Below are 18,974 nucleotides of genomic sequence, written 5' to 3'. Positions count from 1 at the left end.
CCCAGGTGGAAGAAGCACCATCTCGCCCGCAGGCGAGTTCTCACAGGATCGCTCCTCCTACGGAAAGGACAGCAGTTCATGCTGCCTGAAAGCAAATCGGCCGGCCCGCCGCCCAGCCGCCCGTTCGTCGAACGGATCGCCGGATGGTCCACCCGGCACCGCACACTCGCGATCACCTGCTGGCTGGCACTGGTCGTCATCGGGATCCTCTCCAGCGCTCTGGTGACCGGCCCATCGGTGAGCAGCACCGATCCGGGCGAGGCGGGGCGGGCCGAGCGCGTGCTGGACCAGCGGCGGGTGAACGTGCCGGTCCTGGAGAACGTGCTGATCCAGGCACGCGACGGCGGACGCCGGTTCACCGACGACCCGGAGCCGCTGGAAGCCGCCCGGGACCTGGTGGCCGCACTGAGCCGCACGCCGGACGCGGTCGCGGCGGTCCGCTCGCCCCTGACCGCGCACTCGACGCGGCTGATCTCGAAGGACGGCCGATCCGGCCTGGTCACCTTCGAGGTCGCGGGACCCGACGAACGGTCGCGGGAGCACTACGAGACGGCGGTCTCGGCGATCCGGGAGGTGGCGGCCCGTCACCCGCGGGTCCGACTCGCCCAGGCCGGTGACCGGAGCCTGTCCCTGGCCGTCGACGAGGGCATCCGCGGAGACTTCCAGCGGGCCGAGCGGCTGTCCTTGCCGCTCACCGTGGTGATCCTGCTCGTGGTGTTCGGCTCGCTGGTCGCCGCGGGCATCCCGCTGCTGCTGGCCCTCACCGTGGTGGCCGGAACGTTCGGCTTCCTGCGGCTGATCGATCACTGGGTGCCGATCAACAGCGCGACCTCGTCCATGGTGCTGCTCATCGGCATCGCCGTGTCCATCGACTACACGCTGTTCTACCTGCGCCGTGAACGGGAGGAAAGGGCCGCCGGGCGCGGTGTCGCCGAGGCGCTGCGCGTCACCGCCCGCACCTCGGGGCACGTCGTCCTGGTCTCCGGGCTGACCGTGATGCTGTGCCTGGGCGGCCTGCTGTTCACGGGGCTGGACAACTTCCGCGGCCTGACGATCGGCGCCGTCCTGGTGGTCGGTCTCGCGCTGATCGGATCGGTCACGGTGCTGCCCGCGCTGCTGGCCGTCCTGGGTGACCGTGTCGACAAGGGGCGTCTCCCCTGGCCGGGCCGGCGCCGCGTCACCGCCGGGCGGTCCCGCTTCTGGTCGGCCGTGGCCCACGCGGTCGTACGCCGCCCCGTCCTGTGGGGTGGAGCGGCGCTGCTGGCGCTGATCGTGCTGACCCTGCCCGCGCTCGGGATGCGCCTGCAGGACGCGGCGGTCACCGACAGCCTGCCGCGGACGGTGCCCGTGGTGGACGCCGCGCTCCGGATGCAGGATGCCTTCCCTGGATCTCCATCCCCCGCCACCGTGGTGGTGTGGGAGACGCGCGAGGGCGCGCTCGAGACGCCCGCCGCCAGCCGGGCCGCGACGGAGATCGGCGCGAGCTGGACCACCAGACGGGACGGCGTCCTCATCGCGCGCGTTCCGCTGGCCCACTTCGGAACCGGTGAGGCCGCCAACACGTCACTGGACACCCTGCGCGGCACCACCCTGCCGGCCGCCTTCGACTCCCTGAAGGATGTCGGCTACGCGGTGACCGGACGGACCGCCGTACCGTACGACTTCACCGAACAGCTCACTGGACGTACTCCGCTGGTCTTCGGTTTCGTCCTGGTCCTGGCGTTCGTGCTGCTCGCCGCGGCCTTTCGTTCCCTGGCGATCCCGCTGGTGTCGATCGTGCTGAACCTGCTGTCGATCGGGGCCGCCTACGGCGTGCTGACCTGGACCTTCCAGGGCGGTCACCTGGGCGGGGTGCTCGGATTCACCCCGTACGGCGGCGTGGTCGGCTGGCTGCCGCTGTTCATGTTCGTCATCCTGTTCGGCCTGAGCATGGACTACCACATCTTCATCCTCAGCCGGATCCGGGAACGCCGGACCGCCGGCGCGACCTCCCGGGACGCGGTGGTCGAAGGCGTGGGCGGCAGCGCGGGCGTCGTGACCGGCGCGGCCGCGATCATGACGGCCGCCTTCACGGTCTTCGTCCTGCTGACCGCGATCGAGTACAAGATGATGGGGGTCGGGCTGTCGGTGGCCATCGTCATCGACGCGACCGTCGTGCGCGGCGTGCTGCTGCCCGCCGCCATCACCCTCCTCGGATCACGCGCCTGGACGCCGCCCCGCCTGCCGCGATGGATCCGCAGGTCGCCGTCGGCGAAAAGCCGACCGGCCGTCCCGGCGGATCAGAACTCGTCGGCGCCGAACACCTGAGTGATGGGGAAGATGTTGCGGGAGGCGGCGCAGACGGTCTCCAGGGTGTGGATCGGGGTGCCGTCGACGGCGTGGCCGGTGCGGACGATCTGGACGACCCACTCCCCCTCCTCCAGCCACAGCGTCTCGGACTCGTAACCCGTGGGGCGGCGTGCGAGGAGGTACTCCTCGGCGTGGCCGAAGCGGTGGCCCAGCGCCTCGATGCCCGCCTGCAGGGTCGGCCGGACGAAGCCGGGATCACAGATCGGCGTGCCGCCGAACAGGTCGAGGCGGAAGTAGCTGGTGGCGATGCGGACGGGCACGTCGTCGGCCAGCAGGAGCTTGCGCCGCACCAGCACGTCGGCCCCGGGGGCGACGCGCAGGGCCTCGGCGATGTGCTCGGCGGCGGGTTCGGGGCCGACGTACAGCATCCGCCGGCCCGCGCGGACGCCCTGCCGCTCGGCCTCGGTGACGAACAGCGACGCCGAGGCGCGCACGGACGGCTCGGTGGGCAGGGCACGTCGTACGACCACGTGCCCCGGCCGTCCGGCCCGCGAAGTGTCGGGTTCCACGCTGCCCACCCTCCCGGAGATCTGAGCTTCCCGCGGGTCACTCTAGTGGGCCCGGCCTGGCCACCCCATTTCGCGGGACGCCTCCCGCGGCGTGGTCAGCGGCACTTCCCCTTGAGCCAGGCGCTGAACTGGGCCGTGTAGTCGGTGGCCACCCGCTTGGCGCCGCCGTCGAGCGCCGCCCGCCACGCCTTCTCGTTCAGCTTCCAGGAGGGAGGCGGCTCCTCCCACTTGGTGACCTCGGGCCAGACGGGGCCGCCGCTCAGCACCTGGGTCATGCCCGCGGCGCTGACCCTCTTCTTCAGCTCGGCGGCGAGAGCGCCGTCGTGGGAGTACAGGATGATCTCCTGCGACCGGTGGCTCTCCTTCACGGGGTCGAGCACCTCGGCCCAGGCCCGCGACCTGATGGAGGCGTCGGAGCTGAGCAGCGACTGCCGGGCCTCCGGCTTGATCTCGACCAGCCCGACCATGCCGGTGGCCTTCATCGTGGCCAGCCACTCACGGAAGGTGTGGACGGTCTCGCCCCGGAACGGGCCGCGGTCGATGGTGCGGCCCTTGAGCGCCGTGTCGCCAGCCGCCCACCAGATGTCGGTGATGTTCTTCTTCGCGCCCGTCAGACCCCATGTGGAGGTGTTGTGCCACATGACGGCCTTGGTGCCGTCCTTGGTGAGCTGCAGATCGGCCTCCACGCCCGAGGCGCCCCAGCCCTTGTACCGGCGGATGGCCGTGGGGTTGTTGGGCTGACGCACCTGGTCTCTCTCCCAGGCGTCGGCACCGGTGGGGTAGCCGCCGTGCGCGAATATCTGCGGGCACGCGGGCAGCGCCGCGGACGGAGAGGTGAGCAACGAGGCCAGCATCAACGCGGCGAGGGGGACTGCCAAGACTCACACCTTTCGATCTTTTGATCCCTCGACTGTGCCACAGACGACCCCGGTGAACGCAGAAATCCCGCCGATCGGATGATCGAGCGGGATTTCGAGAATTGTGGAGCTATGGGAATACGGGCCTCAGGCCTGCTCCATGCCATCGACGCTGCCGCGCTATCCACAAACTGTGGAGCTATGGGGATTCGAACCCCAGGCCTGCTCCATGCCATCGACGCTGCCGCGCTACCCACAATGTGTGGAGCTATGGGGATTCGAACCCCAGACCTCCTCCATGCCATGGAGGCGCGCTACCAACTGCGCTATAGCCCCTTGCGATGCGCGGACAGTCTATAGGAACCGGGCCACCACAAGGAAACCGGAACCGGAAGGCCGGCTCACCAGGCCGTGTGTCACGCTTCGGCCGGGCGCAGGCCGTACGGGCCCTCGACCTGCCCCGGACCGGACGGCTACCGGGCCTTCCGGGTGCCGATCAGGCGCTGCAGCAGGATGAAGACGCACAGCAGGATCCCGATCACGATCTTGGTCCACCAGGAGCTGAGCGTCCCCTGGAAGCTGATGATCGTCTGCATGAGGCCGAGGACCAGCACGCCGAGGAGCGTGCCGAGCACGTACCCCGACCCGCCCGTCAGCAGGGTGCCGCCGATGACGACCGCGGCGATGGCGTCGAGCTCCATGCCGACGGCGTGCAGGCTGTAGCCCGACAGCATGTAGAACGTCAGCAGCACCCCGGCGAGAGCCGAGCACAGCCCGCTCACGGTGTAGACCGTGATCTTGATGCGGGCGACCGGCAGGCCCATCAGCAGCGCCGACTGCTCGCCGCCGCCGATGGCGTACACGCCGCGTCCGAGCCTGGTGTAGTGGAGCACGTAGAACGCCGCGGCCACCACGACCAGCGCGATGACCACGCTCGGCGAGACGAACGTGCCGCCGGGGAGCGGGAGCCGCGCCTGCGCCAGGTCGGTGAACACCGGATCGGTGATCGAGATGGAGTCGACGCTGATGACGTAGCACAGCCCACGGGCGAGGAACATGCCCGCCAGGGTCGCGATGAACGGCTGGATCCGGAAATGGTGGATCACGTAGCCCATCACGAACCCCGCGACCGCACCCACCGCCAGCACCAGCGGGATCACCGCGTAGATCGGCCAGCCGTGGTGCTGCACGAGCGACGCGCAGATCATCGTGGACAGCGCGACCATGGCGCCCACCGACAGGTCGATGCCGCCGGTGAGGATCACGAACGTCGCCCCGACCGCCGCGACCAGCAGGAACGCGTTGTCGATCAGCAGGTTGAGCACCACCTGCCCGGAGAAGAACCCGTCGTACTGCAGCGAGCCCGCGGCGAACATCACCACGAGCAGACCCGCGGTCACGATCACGGGCAGCCTGCCGCGCGAGGTGATCACCGCCAGGCCCGCGGTCCGCTTTCTCGTCAATGTGGCCATGCCGTACCTCGTTCCTCGCCGTCCGTGGCCGCCTCGCCGCCCCCGCCGTGCCTCATGCCGCCGCCTCGGCGTCCGCCGGTACGGCCGTGGCCTCGCGCCGCGCCCGGCGCCGGAACACCTTCGCCCGGAACGCCGGCGACTGCAGCAGGCAGACGCAGGTCACGACCACGGCCTTGAAGACCAGCGTGGTCTCCGGGGGGATGCCGGTGCTGTAGACGGTGGTCGACAGGGTCTGGATGATCAGAGCGCCCACCATGGTGCCGCTCAGGTGGAACCGCCCGCCGTTCAGCGAGGTACCGCCGATGACCACCGCGAGGATCGCGTCGAGCTCGATCCACAGGCCGGCGTTGTTGCCGTCGGCGCTGGAGACGTTCGAGCTGATCATCAGGCCGGCGACGCCCGCGCAGAGGGAGCAGAACGTGTAGACCATGATCGTCAGGCCTCGGGAGCGGATGCCGACCAGCCTGCTGGCCTCGGCGTTGCCGCCGACCGACTCCACCAGCAGCCCGAGAGCGGTCCGGCGGGTCAGCAGGCCGGTGAGCACGGCCACGACGCCGACGACGATGACCGAGAACGGCAGGGTCAGCCAGTATCCGCCGCCGATCAGCTTGTACGGGGGGCTGGAGATCGTGATGATCTGCCCGTCGGTGACGAGCTGGGCGATGCCCCGGCCGGCGACCATCAGGATCAGCGTGGCGATGATCGGTTGCACGCCGACGCGGGCCACGAGCACCCCGTTCCACACGCCGAGCACCGTCGAGGCGGCGAGGGCGACGCCGACGGCCGCCACCGTCCCGCCCACGCTCCCCTGGTCGTCCTGCCCGCTGATCCACAGGCAGGCCAGGGCGCCGCTGATCGCGACCACCGAGCCGACGGACAGGTCGATGCCGCCGGTCGCGATCACCAGGGTGAGCCCGAGGGAGACGAGCATCAGCGGGGCCCCGAAGTGGACGATGTCGACGAGGCTGCCGTAGAGGTGGCCGTCCTTGACCCGGACCGCCAGGAAGTCGTGGTTGAAGACGACGTTGCCCACCAGCAGGGCGGCGAGGATCACCAGGGGCCAGAAGAGCCGGTGCCCGAGCAGGGCGGCGGGACGTGACGCCGGTGTGGTGCTCATCGGCCCGCTCCGCCCGCGATCGTCTCCATGACCCTCCCGGCGGTCAGGTCCTTGCCGACGGCCAGCTCCGCCACCACCTGACGGTCGCGCAGCACCTCGATCTTGTGGCTGAGCCGCAGCACCTCCTCGATCTCGGCGGAGATGAACAGCACCCCCATCCCCTGCTCCGACAGCGACACCACCAGCTTCTGGATCTCGGCCTTGGCCCCGATGTCGATGCCCCGGGTGGGCTCGTCGAGGATCAGCAGGCGGGGCTCGGTGATCAGCCAGCGGGCGAGGAGCACCTTCTGCTGGTTGCCGCCGCTCAGGTTGCCCACCGGCATGTCGGGGTCCGCGGGACGGATGCCGAGCGTGCGGATGTAGGTGGCCACCAGTTCCTCCCGCCGGGCGGCGGGCAGCGGGCGGGCCCAGCCCCGGGCGGCCTGCAGGGCCAGGATGATGTTGTCGCGGACCGTCAGCTCCGGGACCAGGCCTTCGGCGCGGCGGTTCTCCGAGCAGAAGGCGATGCCGCGCGAGATCGCCACGCGCGGCGAGCGCAGCGGCACCGTCTGGCCGCCGACGGCGATGCTCCCGCTGTCGGCCGGGTCGGCGCCGAACACCAGCCGGGCGATCTCGGTACGTCCCGATCCGAGCAGACCGGCCAGGCCGACGACCTCGCCCTCGTGGACGGTGAGGTCGAACGGGGCGACGGCTCCGCCGCGGCCCGCACCGCGCGCCTCCAGCAGCGGCGGCCCGACCGGCGGCCTGTCGTGGTCGTGCAGCTCCTCCAGCTCGTGGAGCTCCTTGCCGATCATGCGCTGGACGAGGTCGATGCGGCTGAGCTCGGCGGTGAGGTACTCGCCGACGAGCCTGCCGTTGCGCAGCACGGTCATGCGGTCGCAGATCTCGTAGATCTGGTCGAGGAAGTGCGAGACGAACAGGATCGCCACGCCCTCGTCCTTCAGCCGCCGCATCACCGTGAACAGCCGCTCGACCTCGCCGCGGTCCAGGCTGGAGGTGGGCTCGTCCAGGATGAGCACCTTGGCCGAGACGTCCAGTGCGCGCACGATGGCGACGAGCTGCTGGACCGCCAGTGAGCAGGAGCCGAGCGGCGCGGTCACGTCCAGGTCCAGGCCCACGCGGGCGAGCAGCTCGCCCGCCCGCCGGCGCACCTGTTTCCAGCGGATCACGCCGCGGCGGCGCGGCTCACGGCCGATGCAGATGTTCTCGGCGATCGACAGGTTCGGGCAGAGGTTGACCTCCTGGTAGACCGTGCTGATCCCGGCCTGTCGCGCCTGCGGGGTGCCGGTGATGCGCACCGGTTGTCCCTCGATGCGGACGGTCCCGGAGTCGGGCCGGTGGACGCCGGTCAGCACCTTGATCAGCGTCGACTTCCCGGCGCCGTTCTCGCCGATCAGCGCGTGGACCTCCCCGGGGAACAGGCGGAGATCGACGTCGGACAGGGCCCGGACGCCCGGGAACTCCTTGCCGATGCCCGTCATCTCCAGAACGGGTCGCGGCTCAGCCATGCGCACGTTCCTCTCGCGGCGCCGTGGGTCGTGTGACCGTGCTTGATGAGGCGCGGCGCGGGCGGGAGCCGTCCGGCTCGGGCCGGTACGGCGCCCGCCCGCCCGGTCGTCAGTACTTGCGGTTCGGCAGCGCCGCGGCGGCCTGGTCCTGGGTGAAGACGCCTTCCTGCGTCTGGATGCGCTTGGGCACCTGCTCACCCTTGGTGACCTTCTTGACGATGTCCATCAGCTGGGGGCCGAGCAGAGGGTTGCACTCGACGACCACGTTGATCTTTCCGTCCTTCATGGCCTGGAAGGCGTCCTTGACGCCGTCGATCGAAATGATCTTGATGTCGACGCCGGGCTTCTTGCCGGCCTCCTCGATGGCCTGGATGGCGCCGAGCGCCATGTCGTCGTTGTGCGCGAACAGCACGTCGATCTTGGGCTGGGCCTTCAGGAAGGCCTGCATGACCTCCTTGCCCTTGGCCCGGGTGAAGTCACCGGTCTGCGACGCCACGATCTTGAATTTCGGGTCCTTGGAGACGACCTCCTCGAAGCCCTTCTTGCGGTCGATCGCCGGGGCCGACCCGGTCGTGCCCTCCAGCTGGACGATGTTGATCGGGCCCGACTTGCCCTGGCTGTCCTTGACCAGCCAGTCGGCGGCCCGGCGCCCCTCCTCGACGAAGTCGGAGCCGAGGAAGCTCACATAGAGCGAGGTGTCGGCGGAGTCGATGGCCCGGTCGGTCAGGACCACCGGGATCTTGGCGTCCTTGGCCTCCTTGAGGACGGTGTCCCACCCGGACTCCACGACCGGCGAGAAGGCGATGACGTCGACCTTCTGCTGGATGTAGGAGCGGATGGCCTTGATCTGGTTCTCCTGCTTCTGCTGGGCGTCGGAGAACTTCAGGTTGATGCCGGCCTGCTCGGCCGACTCCTGGATGGACTTGGTGTTGGCGGTGCGCCAGCCGCTCTCCGCGCCGACCTGGGCGAATCCGAGCGTGAGCTTGCCCGAGCCGCCGCCTCCGCCGCCACAGGCGGCCATCAGGGAGACCAGGAGGCCGGCGGCGAGCATCGCCGGGAGCCGCCTCGGCCGGGCCGTCCCCGGGCGCCGTGCCCACCGTCGCGGACGTGGAACTCCCGGGGAAACCGGCGGTTTGCTGAACATGTCTCTCCTTGATCGTGGGGGGTGTCCCACCGCGTCCGCGGCCTTCGAGCAAGCGATTGTTCTGAGCAGCGCGAACGGGGCGAGGGAGGGGTGAGCGGATCGGAGAAAACAACTACGAGGTCGATCGGTGAGCCCATGACGTGGGGCCCGCCTCATGTTTCGCTGGGATTTCTGAGTGTTTGCGATAACACCACAGAGTGTCAAGACCCGGCCGCGAAAAGCGGCATCGACCAGCCTTTCCCAGGTGAAGGGTATTCGTAATCGAAGTGATGCTTGACGCGTCCTGATGAGAACGCTAACAATCAAGTTCCCATGCCGGAAACTCAGGCATGGGAACAGGTAGGACGTGGCGCAGGCCGGCGAGACCCGCCGGGGATCAGGCCAGGTCGTCCTCGACGTAGCGGTCGCCCGCGGCGTACCAGCCGGTGAGGGCCTGCGCCGCCACGACGGCGAACAGCAGCGCGAACGGCAGGGTCCACCCGCCGGTCGCGGAGTAGAGGACGCCCACCACGATCGGGCCCGCGCCGGCGATGAGGTACCCGACGCTCTGGCCGAACGCCGACAGGGCGCCGGTGAGCTCGGGAGTGCGGGTGCGGAGGGCCAGCAGGGTCAGCGCCATGGGGAACGACCCCATGCCGACGCCGACGGCCAGGATCCAGACCCACATCGTGGAGACCGGCGCGGCGAGCATGCCGGCGAAGCCGATGACGTACAGCACGACCAGCCCGATCACCATCGGACGCTGGCTCTTCATCCGCGCCGCGACCGCGGGCACCACCACGGAGACGGGGATGCCGAGGGCCGAGAACACCGCCAGGGCCACGCCGGCCTGGCCGGTGGTGTAGCCGCGGTCCTGCAGCAACTGCGGGAGCCAGCCGAACATCACGTAGGCGACGAGCGACTGGGTGCCGAAGTACCCGGCGATCGCCCAGGCCAGCCTGCTGCGCACCAGAGCCCGCGGACCGGCGTCCTGTCGCCCGCTGTCCCGCTCCGGCTCACTGCGCAGAAGCGCAAGCCACGGAATGGCGGCCACAGCGGCGAGAGCCGCCCACACACCGAGGGCGACGTGCCAGTCACCGTCGGCGGCCCGCTCAATGGGGACCGTCGCGGCTGCGGCAAGCATGGTGCCGACGGCCAGAGCCGTCGCGTACAGAGTGGTCATGGGCCCGCTGCGGCGCGGGAAGTGACGCTTGATCAGGGTCGGGATCAGCACGTTGCCGATCGCGCCCCCGGACAGCGCCAGCACGCTCGCGGCGAGGAAGACCGGTGTCGAGTCGACCAGGACGCGCACGAGCAGCCCGGCGCCGAGGAACACCAGAGCGGCGAGCAGCAGGCGGTGCTCGCCGGCACGGCGGGCGAGCGCGGGCGTCATGGCGCCGAAGACGGCGAAGCAGAGCACCGGCAGGGTGGTGAGCAGGCCGGTCACCACGCCCGACATGCCGAGCGCGTCGCTGACCTGGTTCAGCAGGGGGCCGACGCTGGTGACGGCGGTGCGCAGGTTGAGCGCGGCCAGGACGATGCCGAGAGCGACCAGCCACGCCAGCCGGCCGCCCGCGCCCGACCTGCGGTCGGCTGCGGCGGTGGCGAAATCATCGGGGGCCAGCACACTCATGGCGGGGGTCGTTCCTCCTGCTGTCAGACGCTCATCGAATCATGGGATGATTGGATGTCATTAGCGTAACAGACTTTTGCCCCTGCCTTTACACAGGTAATGCCCCCTCCGGAGCACACGACAGAGGGCGGGGTCTCCCCCGCCCTCCGTGGTCGATCCGGTCTCCTCGCTCAGGCGAGGCGTTCCGGGGTGAGCGGCGGCTCGTCGTCCCAGCGCGGAGTGCCCTGCGGGGAGACGGGGCCGCTGCCGGGAGCCGGGAGCGAAGTCTCCGGCGGGTAGTCACGCCCCACCGTCCGCGGCGGCATCGGCTCGCCGTACGCCGCCCCCGCGCCGGCGGGAGTGGCCGGGCCGGGGCCGCTCTCCGGCGACACGCCCGTCCCGGCGGTGGTGCCGGTACCGGACAGGACGTCGGCGTCCGGGGCCGTGCGGGCGGCCGCGCCGTGGTCGCCGCCGGGCGGCGTCGGCACCTCACCGCGCCAGCCGCCGGTCTCGTATCCCTTGGACTCGACGAACTTCTTGAACCGCTCCAGGTCGCCGTGGACCCGCATCCGGACGAGCTGAAGCTTGTCGCCCATCTGCTCCACGAACCCCTCCGGGTCGTACTCCATCTGGAGCATGACGCGGGTGGTGTCGCCGTCGAGGCGGTGGAACGTCACCACGCCGCCCTGGCGGGGTTCGTCGAGCGAGCGCCACGCCACGCGCTCGTCCGGGCGCTGCTCGGTGATCTCGGCTTCGAACTCACGGTGGACCCCGGCGACCTGGACGTTCCAGGCCAGGTGGGTGTCGTCGAGCTGCTTGACCGACTCCACGCCTTCCATGAACTCGGGGAAGCTCTCGAACTGCGTCCACTGGTTGTAGGCCGTCCGGACCGGCACGGCCACGTCGACCGAGTGCTCGATCGTGCTCATCAGGCTTCCTCCCTTTCTCTGGGTACGGAAACCTGCCCTGCCCATCATCGGGCCGGCTATTCGGACTTCGACCTACTGAAAATCCAGAACAGGCCGATCACGGGCAGCACCAGCGGGACGAAACCGTACCCGCTGCCGTACCCGGACCAGACGGTGGCGTGGGGGAAGGCGGCCGGGTCGAACACGCTCATCGTGCCGACCACGAGCACCCCGGCCAGCTCGATCGCACAGGCCGCCAGGGCGGTACGGCGGGCGCCGCGCGCCAGCGCCACGGTCAGCACGACGTAGACCGCGGCGGCGAACGCCGACAGCGTGTAGGCGAGCGGCGCCTCGTGGTACTTCGTCGCGATCTGCAGCCCGGCGCGCGATCCGGCGGCCAGGGCGAACAGGCCGTACACGGCGACGAGCAGACGGCCCGGCCCGGTGTTGACGGGCGCACCGGTCACGCCGTGCCCTGCCAGATCTGGAGCAGCCTGGCGGTCATGACGGGGATGGCGAAGCAGGCGACGGCGGCGATCGCCGTACCCCAGCGGCTGCGTTCGGCGAGCCCGAGGAAGGCGGCGGCGGGAGGGATCACGATAGTGCCCGCGAGGTAGCCGATGAACGTCGGCGTCTCGTGATGGCTCTCCCCGCCGATCACCTTGGCGATCCCGATGCCGGCCTGGACGAGCAGGGCGACCTCCAGGACCGCCAGCCCGGCGAGCAGCACGACCCCCATCGGCCTGTTCCTGATCGCCGTGATCACGCACAGCACCGCGAGGAGCAGCGAGCCGGCGATCAGCCAGGCGGCGAACCCGCCGATCATGGCGTGGCCGGGAGAGTCGGGACCATGGCAGGTAGGTTATCGGCCGCCCGCGCCGGTCCCTCGCAAGGAGCCCCCTCCCCTGGCGTGACCGCCGGGGAGAGGGCCCGGGCGCGGTCAGTGGCAGGTGACCAGGACGATCGAGACGACGGTGCACTGGACCTGGGCCGCGTCGTCTGCGGCCACCGGGTCGACCGGGTCGGAGGCGGTGCGCGCCGCGCGGAAGGTGTAGGGCACCCCGATGTCGAGCAGCCCCACGGGGACCGAGAACTTCCTGGTCACCGAGGCGCCCACGCCGACCTGCCCGGTCGTGCACGTCACGACGCTCCCGGAGGTGCCGCAGTCGGCGGAGAGGCCGGACAGGCCCGCGGGGAGCGGCATGGTGACGGTGGCGTCCCGCAGCACGCCCGGCCCGTTGTCGGTGACCCGGACCGTGAACTCGATCTTCGGGACGAGCAGGCCGAGCTTGGGCGCGGCGGTGAGGCCGACGGCCGCGTCGGCCTGGCCGACGACCGTCAGGACGGGCCCGGCGACGGTCACGGAGCCGTAGTTCGAGCCCCGCAGCTCCCCCTGGAACGTCTGGTCGCCCGGCTGGGCGTTCTGGGCGATCGACAAGGTGAAGGCGACGGTCGCGGACGCGCCGCCCGCGAGGGCCCCGACCGGGGCCTGGAACCCGATGGGCCCGCCGGCGTCCGAGACGGTGCCGCACGGCCCGGTGGCCCCCGTGCACCCCGTGAGGGTGGCGTACGACGGCAGGGCGGCGGGGATGGTGAAGATCCGGGCGGTGGCGCCCAGGACCGTGAAGCCGTGGACGTTGGTCACGGTGGCGGTGACCGTGACGGAGTCCCCCACGGTGACCTGGGACGACGACAGCGACAGCGCCACCTCCGGCGGGTCGGCGGAGGCGGGGGCGGCGAGCAGCGGGGACATGACCATGGCGGCGGCCAGGGCGACCAGGGCGAGGGGGTGCCGGAGGGATCTCATCGCAGCCTTTCGTTCGCGACAGACGTGAACTCTCCGACTATCGCCGCTCATATCCCCGCTTGCGGTCATTTGGTCACCAGCAGTAGTGGCCTATTGTGGACATCCCTCCCGGGGCAACCCGATGGCCGCCGGAGGCGTCAGGGGAGGGAGAGCTCGGCGGCGATGCCGTCGAACAGCCATTTCAGGCCGCGCTCGAAGTTGTCCTCCACGACGGGAAGGCCGTCCTTCAGCAGCGGGGCGAGGTTCGGGAAGTCGCCGCTCCCGACCAGGTCGCTCAGGTACGGCTGCAGCATCGCGGTCCGCTCGGCCTGGGTGAGCCCTTCACGGCGGGGGGCCTCCGACTCCCTGATCTCGCGCGTGACATAGCCGAGGACGTAGTCGTCGACCGCCGCCATGCGACGAATGGCCCTGGTGGTGGCGCTCGGCGCGATCATGACGGTCCTGGACAGCACGATCGTCAACGTCGCGGTCAACAGGCTCGGCAGCGAGTTCGGCAGTTCCCTGTCCACGATCCAGTGGGTGGTCACCGGCTACACCCTGGCGCTGTCCATGACGATCCCGATCACCGGCTGGGTGGTGCGGCGCTTCGGCGGCAGGACGATGTGGATCGTCTCCCTCGCCCTGTTCATCGCGGGCTCGGTGCTGTGCGGGGCCGCCTGGTCGGCGGCGAGCCTCATCGCGTTCCGGATCCTCCAGGGGATCGGCGGCGGCCTGCTCATGCCGGTCGGGCAGAGCATGCTGGCCCAGGCGGCGGGCCCGCAGCGCATGGGCCGGGTGATGGCGGTGGTCTCCGTTCCCGCGATGCTCGCGCCCGTCCTGGGACCGGTGCTCGGCGGGGTGATCCTCGACCACCTCGCCTGGCGGTGGCTGTTCTACATCAACGTGCCCTTCTGCGGGCTGGCGCTGCTGCTCGCCGTCTGGCTCCTGCCGCGCGAGGAACGCAACGAGGCGGCCGGGCGGCTGGACGCCCTCGGGCTCGCCCTGCTCTCCCCCGGCCTCGCCGCCCTGGTCTACGGCCTGGCCCAGGCCGGCGAGCCCGGCGGTCTCACCGGCCCCAGGGCGCCGGCCGGGCTGGCGGCGGGAGTGGTGCTGACGACGGCCTTCGCCCTGCGGTCGCTCCGCAGGGGCGACGCCGCCCTGCTGGACCTGAGGGTGTTGCGGCACCGGGCGTTCGCCACGGCGGTGGGCGCCCTCTTCTTCCACTCCATGGCGGTGTTCGGCGTGCTGATCCTGGTGCCGCTGTATCACCAGCTCATCCGGCACGAGACCGTCCTCGGCTCGGGCCTGCTGGTCGCCCCGCTGGGAGTCGGCGCGATGATCACCATGCCGCTGGCCGGGCGCCTCACCGACCGGCTCGGCTCCCGCGGCGTCGGGATCGCCGGCGTCGTCGTCGCGCTGCTCGGCATCGTGGCCTACACCCGGATCGACGCCGCGACCGCGCTGCCGCTGCTCGCGGGTGCCCTGTTCGTCGTGGGGCTCGGGCACGGCCTGGTCGTCCCCTCGTTCATGGCGGCGGTCTACCAGGGGCTGCCGAGGACCGCGATCCCGGCCGCGACGACCATGAGCAACATCCTGGTCCGGGTGGCCACCTCGATCGGCGTCGCCGTGCTGGCAGTGGTCCTGCAGGTCCTGCTACGCGCCGGCGTCCCGGGCACCGACGGCACGCTCGCCGACGCCGCCGCGCGCGGCCGGCAGGCGGCCGGAGCCGTCGCGCACGCCTTCTCCGGGAGCTTCTGGTGAGCCCTCGCCATCGGCGTGGTGGCGCTCCCCCGCAAGGCGTCCTGAACGACCCGCCCGAAGACACCCTGATCGTCCGCGTGGCCAGAAGCGGCAATATCAAGAGTTTTTACGACTTGAGTGCTTATAGTGGCTCCCGCGACGTGTCGGGGGTCGTCTTCGGGTCGGGGTCACTCATGGAACGCCTGGTCGTTCCATGTCCAAGGGGGCTGCTGTGCCGAGCATGGCCATCGAGGCGGACCGGTCGGTGCCCGCGCTGATCGTCAAGATCGGCCACTACCCTCTGCACCACGGCGGCGTGGGCGCGATCCGCAGTCTCGGCCGGCTGGGCGTCCCGGTGTACGCGATCACCGAGGACCGCTTCACCCCCGCCGCCTTCTCCCGCTACCTGACCGGCCGCTTCGTGTGGCCCACCACCGGCCTGGAGGACGCCGCGCGCCTGGTCGAAGGGTTGCTCGCCATCGGCAGGCGCATCGGCCGTCCCACCGTGCTCGTCCCCACCGACGAGGAGGCCGCCGTCCTCATCGCCGAGCACGCGCACATCCTGCGCGAGCGGTTCCTGTTCCCCGCCGTGGACCCCCTCCTGCCACGCCGCCTGGCCAGCAAGCGCGGCCTGCACGAGCTGTGCGTCCGGTACGGCGCACCGACCCCCGGCGCGGCCTTCCCCACCTCCTTGGAGGAGGTGCGGGAGTACGCCGCCGTCGCCCGCTTCCCGGTGGTCGCCAAGAACCTCGAGGCCTTCGAACGCCGCAGGGCGCCCGTCGTCGCCGGGACCACCCGCTTCGACGACGCCGCCCAGCTGCTCGCCCTGGCCGGCACCTGGGGCGAGCACCCGAGCGTGATCCTCCAGGACTACCTGCCCCGCGAGGAGGCGGAGGACTGGATTGTCCACCTGTACTGCGACACCGCCTCCACCTGCCTGGTGCTGTTCACCGGCGTCAAGGTACGGTCCTGGCCGCCGCACGCGGGCATGACGGCGTGCGCGTACATCGTCGCCAACCCCGCGCTGGCGGAACTGGCCACACGATTCGTCAAGGACATCGGCTTCCAGGGCATCGCCGACCTCGACTGGCGCTACGACCGCCGCGACGGCCGCTACAAGCTCCTGGACTTCAACCCCCGGATGGGCGCGCAGTTCCGGCTGTTCGAGACCGAGGCCGGCGTCGACGTCGTACGGGCCATGCACCTCGACCTGACCGGGCGGGAGGTGCCGGCGTCCGGCCAACTCGACGGGCGCCGCATGGTCGTGGAGAACATCGACCTCCCGGCGATGCTCGCCTACCGCCGCAGCGGGTACACCACGCCGTCCGCCCCCGCCAGGGCCACGGAGACCGAGCTCGCCTGGCTGGCCCGGGACGACCCGCGCCCGTTCGTGGTGATGCTCTTCCGCTTCGTCGGGCCGGGAGTGGCGCACCTGCTGCAGCTGTGGCGCTCGCGCCGCCTGGCCGCGGCCCGCCGCCCCGGGCCCGCGCGCCGGCTCCGGCTCCGTCTGATCAAGCGAAAGGACCCAGCATGACTCCCGTCGTCGTCATCGGTGCCGGCCCCTACGGCCTGTCCACCACCGCGCACCTGCGCGGCCGGGGCCTCGCCGTACGGACCTTCGGCACGCCGATGTCGAGCTGGCGGGACGGGATGCCCGCGGGCATGCTGCTCAAATCCACCCCCGACGCCTCCAGCATGTCGGCTCCCGCCCCCGGGCACACCCTCGCCGACTACTGCGCCGAGATCGGCCGCCCCGCGCTCGGCGAGCACGACAGCGTGCCGATCGAGCTGTTCGTGGACTACGGAATGTGGTTCCGCTCGCGGCTGGTGGACGACCTGGAGGAGACCCCGGTCGTCTCGCTCGACCATGACGGCGGGCGGTTCCGTCTCAGGCTCGGCTCCGGTGAGGACGTGGAGGCGGCCACCGTGGTCGTCGCGAGCGGCCTGACCGGGTTCGCCCACGTCCCCGAGGAGCTGCGCGGGCTCGATCCGGCCCTGGTCTCGCACTCCTCCCGGCACCACGACCTCACGCCGTTCGCCGGACGCGACGTCGTCGTGATCGGCGCCGGGCAGTCGGCGCTGGAAGGCGCCGCGCTGCTGCGCGAGGCCGGCGCCTCGGTACGCGTCCTGGCGCGGCGGCAGGTGCGGTGGGGCGGCGACCCGCGCCAGGGGAAGCGGTTCGCGCCCGACACCTGCCTCGGCCCTTCGTGGGCGCTGTACGCCTTCGCCAACCTCGCGCCGATGTTCCGGTTCCTCCCGGAGGGGACCCGGCTCGATCTCGTCAGGAGGGTGCTCGGCCCGCTCGGTTCCTGGTGGCTGAAGGACAGGGTCGCCGGCAGGCTGCCGGTGATCTCCGGGACGCGCCTGACCGGGGCCCGGGCCGACGGCGACAAGATCGTGCTCACCACCGGCTCGGGTGAGATCACCGCCGACCACGTCATGGCCGCCACGGGCTACCGAGTCGACCTGGACGCGCTGGGTTTCCTCGCGCCGGGGCTGCGATCGCGGATCACGCGGGCGGGCGGCTTCCCCCGGCTCGACGGCTCCTTCCAGTCATCCGTCCCCGGGCTGTACTTCACCGGCCTGGCGGCCGCGGCGAGCTTCGGGCCGCTGCTGCGCTTCGTGTGCGGCACGGAGTTCGCCTCCCCCCGCCTCGCGGCGGCCGTCGCGGCCCGCGCATCGGGGTGAATCGGCCGCCGGACGGCCCCTAACGGCCACCGAAGACGTACCGGGCGACGAAGTCGTTGGTGAACGTGCCCGACGGGTCGTAATGGCGCGCCAGCGCACAGAAGTCGTCCATGCGCTCGTACCGGGCGCGCAGGTCGCCGGGCGCCATCGTGAACAACTTCCCCCAGTGCGGACGCGCCCCGAACGGCGCCAGCCGCTCCTCGATCATCCCCAGCACCGGAAGCACGGCCGCGGCGTCCTTGATCCAGGTGAAGTGCAGGCCCACCGTCTCCTGCCGGTGACTGGGGCTCAGCCACAGCTCGTCGGCCGCGATCGTGCGGATCTCCGAGATCTGCAGCACGGCGGCGATCCGGTCGCCGATCACCCGCAGCGCACGCAGCGCCTCGGCCGCGTGCCGCCGGGGCAGAAGGTACTCCGCCTGCAGTTCCTCGCCGCTGCTCGGGGTGAAGTCGGGCCGGAAGTGCGGCAGCCGCTCGAACCACGGGCCCGGCACGCCGAGCTGCTCGGTGCAGTGCACCGCCGACATCCCGGGCACCGGGTGGCGCGGCCCGTCGGCGGGCAGGGCTCCGAACAGCGGCCCGGGGGACGCGGAGCCGGTGTCCCCGTCCACCCGCTCCTTCACCCAGACCTGGTTGATCCGCGGGGTGCGCCAGTCGGTGAACAGGCTCACGCTGTAGGCGCGGGACATGATGTCGTCGAAGTGGTCGTCCAGGGCCTCGGCCGGGAGCCCCTCGTAGACGCGCTGCCGTACCTCGAAGGCCGGGACGATGTCGAGCGTCAGGGCGACGACCGCGCCCAGCGCGCCGAGGCCCACCACCGCGCCCCGGAAGCGGTCGCCGTCCTCCTCGCGCCTCAGGACCACGACGTCGCCGTCCGCGGTGACCATCTCGATCGCGGTCACGGCCGTCGCCAGGTTGCCGTTGCCGTCGCCCGACCCGTGGGTGGCCGTGGCGACCGAGCCGGCGACGGAGATGTGCGGCAGCGAGGCGAGGTTGTGCACCGCGTAGCCCTTGTCGTGCAGCCGGCGGCCGAGCTCGGCGTACCGCACCCCGGCGGCCACCCTGACGGTGGCGGCGGCGGTGTCGATCTCCACTGCGGGAGGCAGGCCCTCCAGAGAGAGGAGGGTGCCGGTGGAGTCGGCGATCTCGTTGAAGGAGTGCCCGCTCCCGAGCACCCGCACCTTGGCGCTGCGGGCGACGAGGCCGCGGAGCTCGTCGAGGGACGAGGGCCGCTCGACGTCCGCCGCCTGGAATGTGATGTTACGTGCCCAATTGGTGAGGTTCTTGGTCAACTGCGGCTTTTCCT

17 protein-coding genes and 1 tRNA gene are annotated in these 18,974 nt (G+C 71.1%); 4 read left to right on the top strand and 14 right to left on the bottom strand.

The features are described from left to right. The first annotated feature begins 78 nt into the window (after positions 1-78). Positions 79-2,307, top strand: coding sequence for an MMPL family transporter (locus tag KIK05_RS20475; protein ID WP_214412373.1), 2,229 nt, complete (start codon positions 79-81; stop codon positions 2,305-2,307). On the opposite strand, the gene KIK05_RS20470 is transcribed toward KIK05_RS20475, so the two are convergent. The 13 genes from KIK05_RS20470 to KIK05_RS20410 form a co-directional block, all read right to left on the bottom strand. Further along, complete coding sequence (locus KIK05_RS20470; RefSeq protein WP_308250026.1) at positions 2,280-2,858, bottom strand: UTRA domain-containing protein; 579 nt, start codon at positions 2,856-2,858, stop codon at positions 2,280-2,282. The genes KIK05_RS20475 and KIK05_RS20470 overlap by 28 nt on opposite strands. Before the next feature lie 95 nt (positions 2,859-2,953). Next, positions 2,954-3,736 carry a glycerophosphodiester phosphodiesterase gene (locus KIK05_RS20465; RefSeq protein WP_250563133.1) on the bottom strand — a complete coding sequence of 261 codons (783 nt, stop codon included), beginning with the start codon at positions 3,734-3,736 and terminating at the stop codon, positions 2,954-2,956. Between the two features lie 242 nt (positions 3,737-3,978). Then, positions 3,979-4,051, bottom strand: a tRNA-Ala gene (locus tag KIK05_RS20460). A gap of 137 nt (positions 4,052-4,188) precedes the next feature. Next, positions 4,189-5,187, bottom strand: coding sequence for a galactofuranose ABC transporter, permease protein YjfF (gene yjfF, locus KIK05_RS20455; protein WP_214412372.1), 999 nt, complete (start codon positions 5,185-5,187; stop codon positions 4,189-4,191). Positions 5,188-5,239: 52 nt separating this feature from the next. After that, on the bottom strand, positions 5,240-6,304 hold the full coding sequence (locus KIK05_RS20450) for an ABC transporter permease (RefSeq protein WP_214412371.1): 1,065 nt from the start codon (positions 6,302-6,304) through the stop codon (positions 5,240-5,242). Next, positions 6,301-7,812 carry a sugar ABC transporter ATP-binding protein gene (locus tag KIK05_RS20445; RefSeq protein ID WP_250563132.1) on the bottom strand — a complete coding sequence of 504 codons (1,512 nt, stop codon included), beginning with the start codon at positions 7,810-7,812 and terminating at the stop codon, positions 6,301-6,303. The genes KIK05_RS20450 and KIK05_RS20445 overlap by 4 nt, the downstream gene beginning before the upstream one ends. 109 nt (positions 7,813-7,921) lie before the next feature. Further along, positions 7,922-8,863 carry an ABC transporter substrate-binding protein gene (locus KIK05_RS20440; protein ID WP_214412370.1) on the bottom strand — a complete coding sequence of 314 codons (942 nt, stop codon included), beginning with the start codon at positions 8,861-8,863 and terminating at the stop codon, positions 7,922-7,924. 469 nt (positions 8,864-9,332) lie between these two features. Then, positions 9,333-10,568, bottom strand: coding sequence for a CynX/NimT family MFS transporter (locus tag KIK05_RS20435; RefSeq protein ID WP_214412369.1), 1,236 nt, complete (start codon positions 10,566-10,568; stop codon positions 9,333-9,335). A gap of 170 nt (positions 10,569-10,738) precedes the next feature. Then, positions 10,739-11,476, bottom strand: coding sequence for an SRPBCC family protein (locus KIK05_RS20430; protein ID WP_214412368.1), 738 nt, complete (start codon positions 11,474-11,476; stop codon positions 10,739-10,741). 56 nt (positions 11,477-11,532) lie between these two features. Further along, positions 11,533-11,922: a hypothetical protein gene (locus tag KIK05_RS20425; protein ID WP_214412367.1), complete on the bottom strand. Its 390-nt coding sequence runs from the start codon at positions 11,920-11,922 to the stop codon at positions 11,533-11,535. Beyond that, the gene (locus KIK05_RS20420; protein WP_214412366.1) at positions 11,919-12,281 is read right to left on the bottom strand and encodes a hypothetical protein; all 363 of its coding nucleotides are present in this window, start codon (positions 12,279-12,281) and stop codon (positions 11,919-11,921) included. Before KIK05_RS20420 ends, KIK05_RS20425 begins: the two co-directional genes overlap by 4 nt. A gap of 114 nt (positions 12,282-12,395) precedes the next feature. Beyond that, entirely contained in the window at positions 12,396-13,262 is an 867-nt protein-coding gene (locus KIK05_RS20415) for a DUF11 domain-containing protein (RefSeq protein WP_214412365.1), read from the bottom strand. A gap of 137 nt (positions 13,263-13,399) precedes the next feature. Further along, a complete protein-coding gene (locus KIK05_RS20410; protein WP_214412364.1) occupies positions 13,400-13,657 on the bottom strand; it encodes a TetR/AcrR family transcriptional regulator C-terminal domain-containing protein in 258 nt (85 codons plus the stop codon). Between KIK05_RS20410 and KIK05_RS20405 the strand changes: the two genes are divergently transcribed. The 3 genes from KIK05_RS20405 (at position 13,656) to KIK05_RS20395 (ending at position 17,669) form a co-directional block, all read left to right on the top strand. Then, a complete protein-coding gene (locus KIK05_RS20405; RefSeq protein WP_214412363.1) occupies positions 13,656-15,002 on the top strand; it encodes a DHA2 family efflux MFS transporter permease subunit in 1,347 nt (448 codons plus the stop codon). The genes KIK05_RS20410 and KIK05_RS20405 overlap by 2 nt on opposite strands. 220 nt (positions 15,003-15,222) lie before the next feature. After that, entirely contained in the window at positions 15,223-16,515 is a 1,293-nt protein-coding gene (locus KIK05_RS20400; protein ID WP_214412362.1) for a carboxylate--amine ligase, read from the top strand. Further along, complete coding sequence (locus KIK05_RS20395; protein WP_214412361.1) at positions 16,512-17,669, top strand: FAD-dependent oxidoreductase; 1,158 nt, start codon at positions 16,512-16,514, stop codon at positions 17,667-17,669. The genes KIK05_RS20400 and KIK05_RS20395 overlap by 4 nt, the downstream gene beginning before the upstream one ends. A 19-nt stretch (positions 17,670-17,688) precedes the next feature. Here KIK05_RS20395 and KIK05_RS20390 read toward each other — a convergent pair whose 3' ends face one another. Then, positions 17,689-18,960 carry an FAD-binding protein gene (locus KIK05_RS20390; protein WP_214412360.1) on the bottom strand — a complete coding sequence of 424 codons (1,272 nt, stop codon included), beginning with the start codon at positions 18,958-18,960 and terminating at the stop codon, positions 17,689-17,691. Between the last annotated feature and the right edge of the window lie 14 nt (positions 18,961-18,974).

Source organism: Sphaerisporangium fuscum, from assembly GCF_018531465.1.
GTDB lineage: Bacteria > Actinomycetota > Actinomycetes > Streptosporangiales > Streptosporangiaceae > Sphaerisporangium > Sphaerisporangium fuscum.
This window is presented reverse-complemented; position numbering and strand designations above follow the sequence as displayed.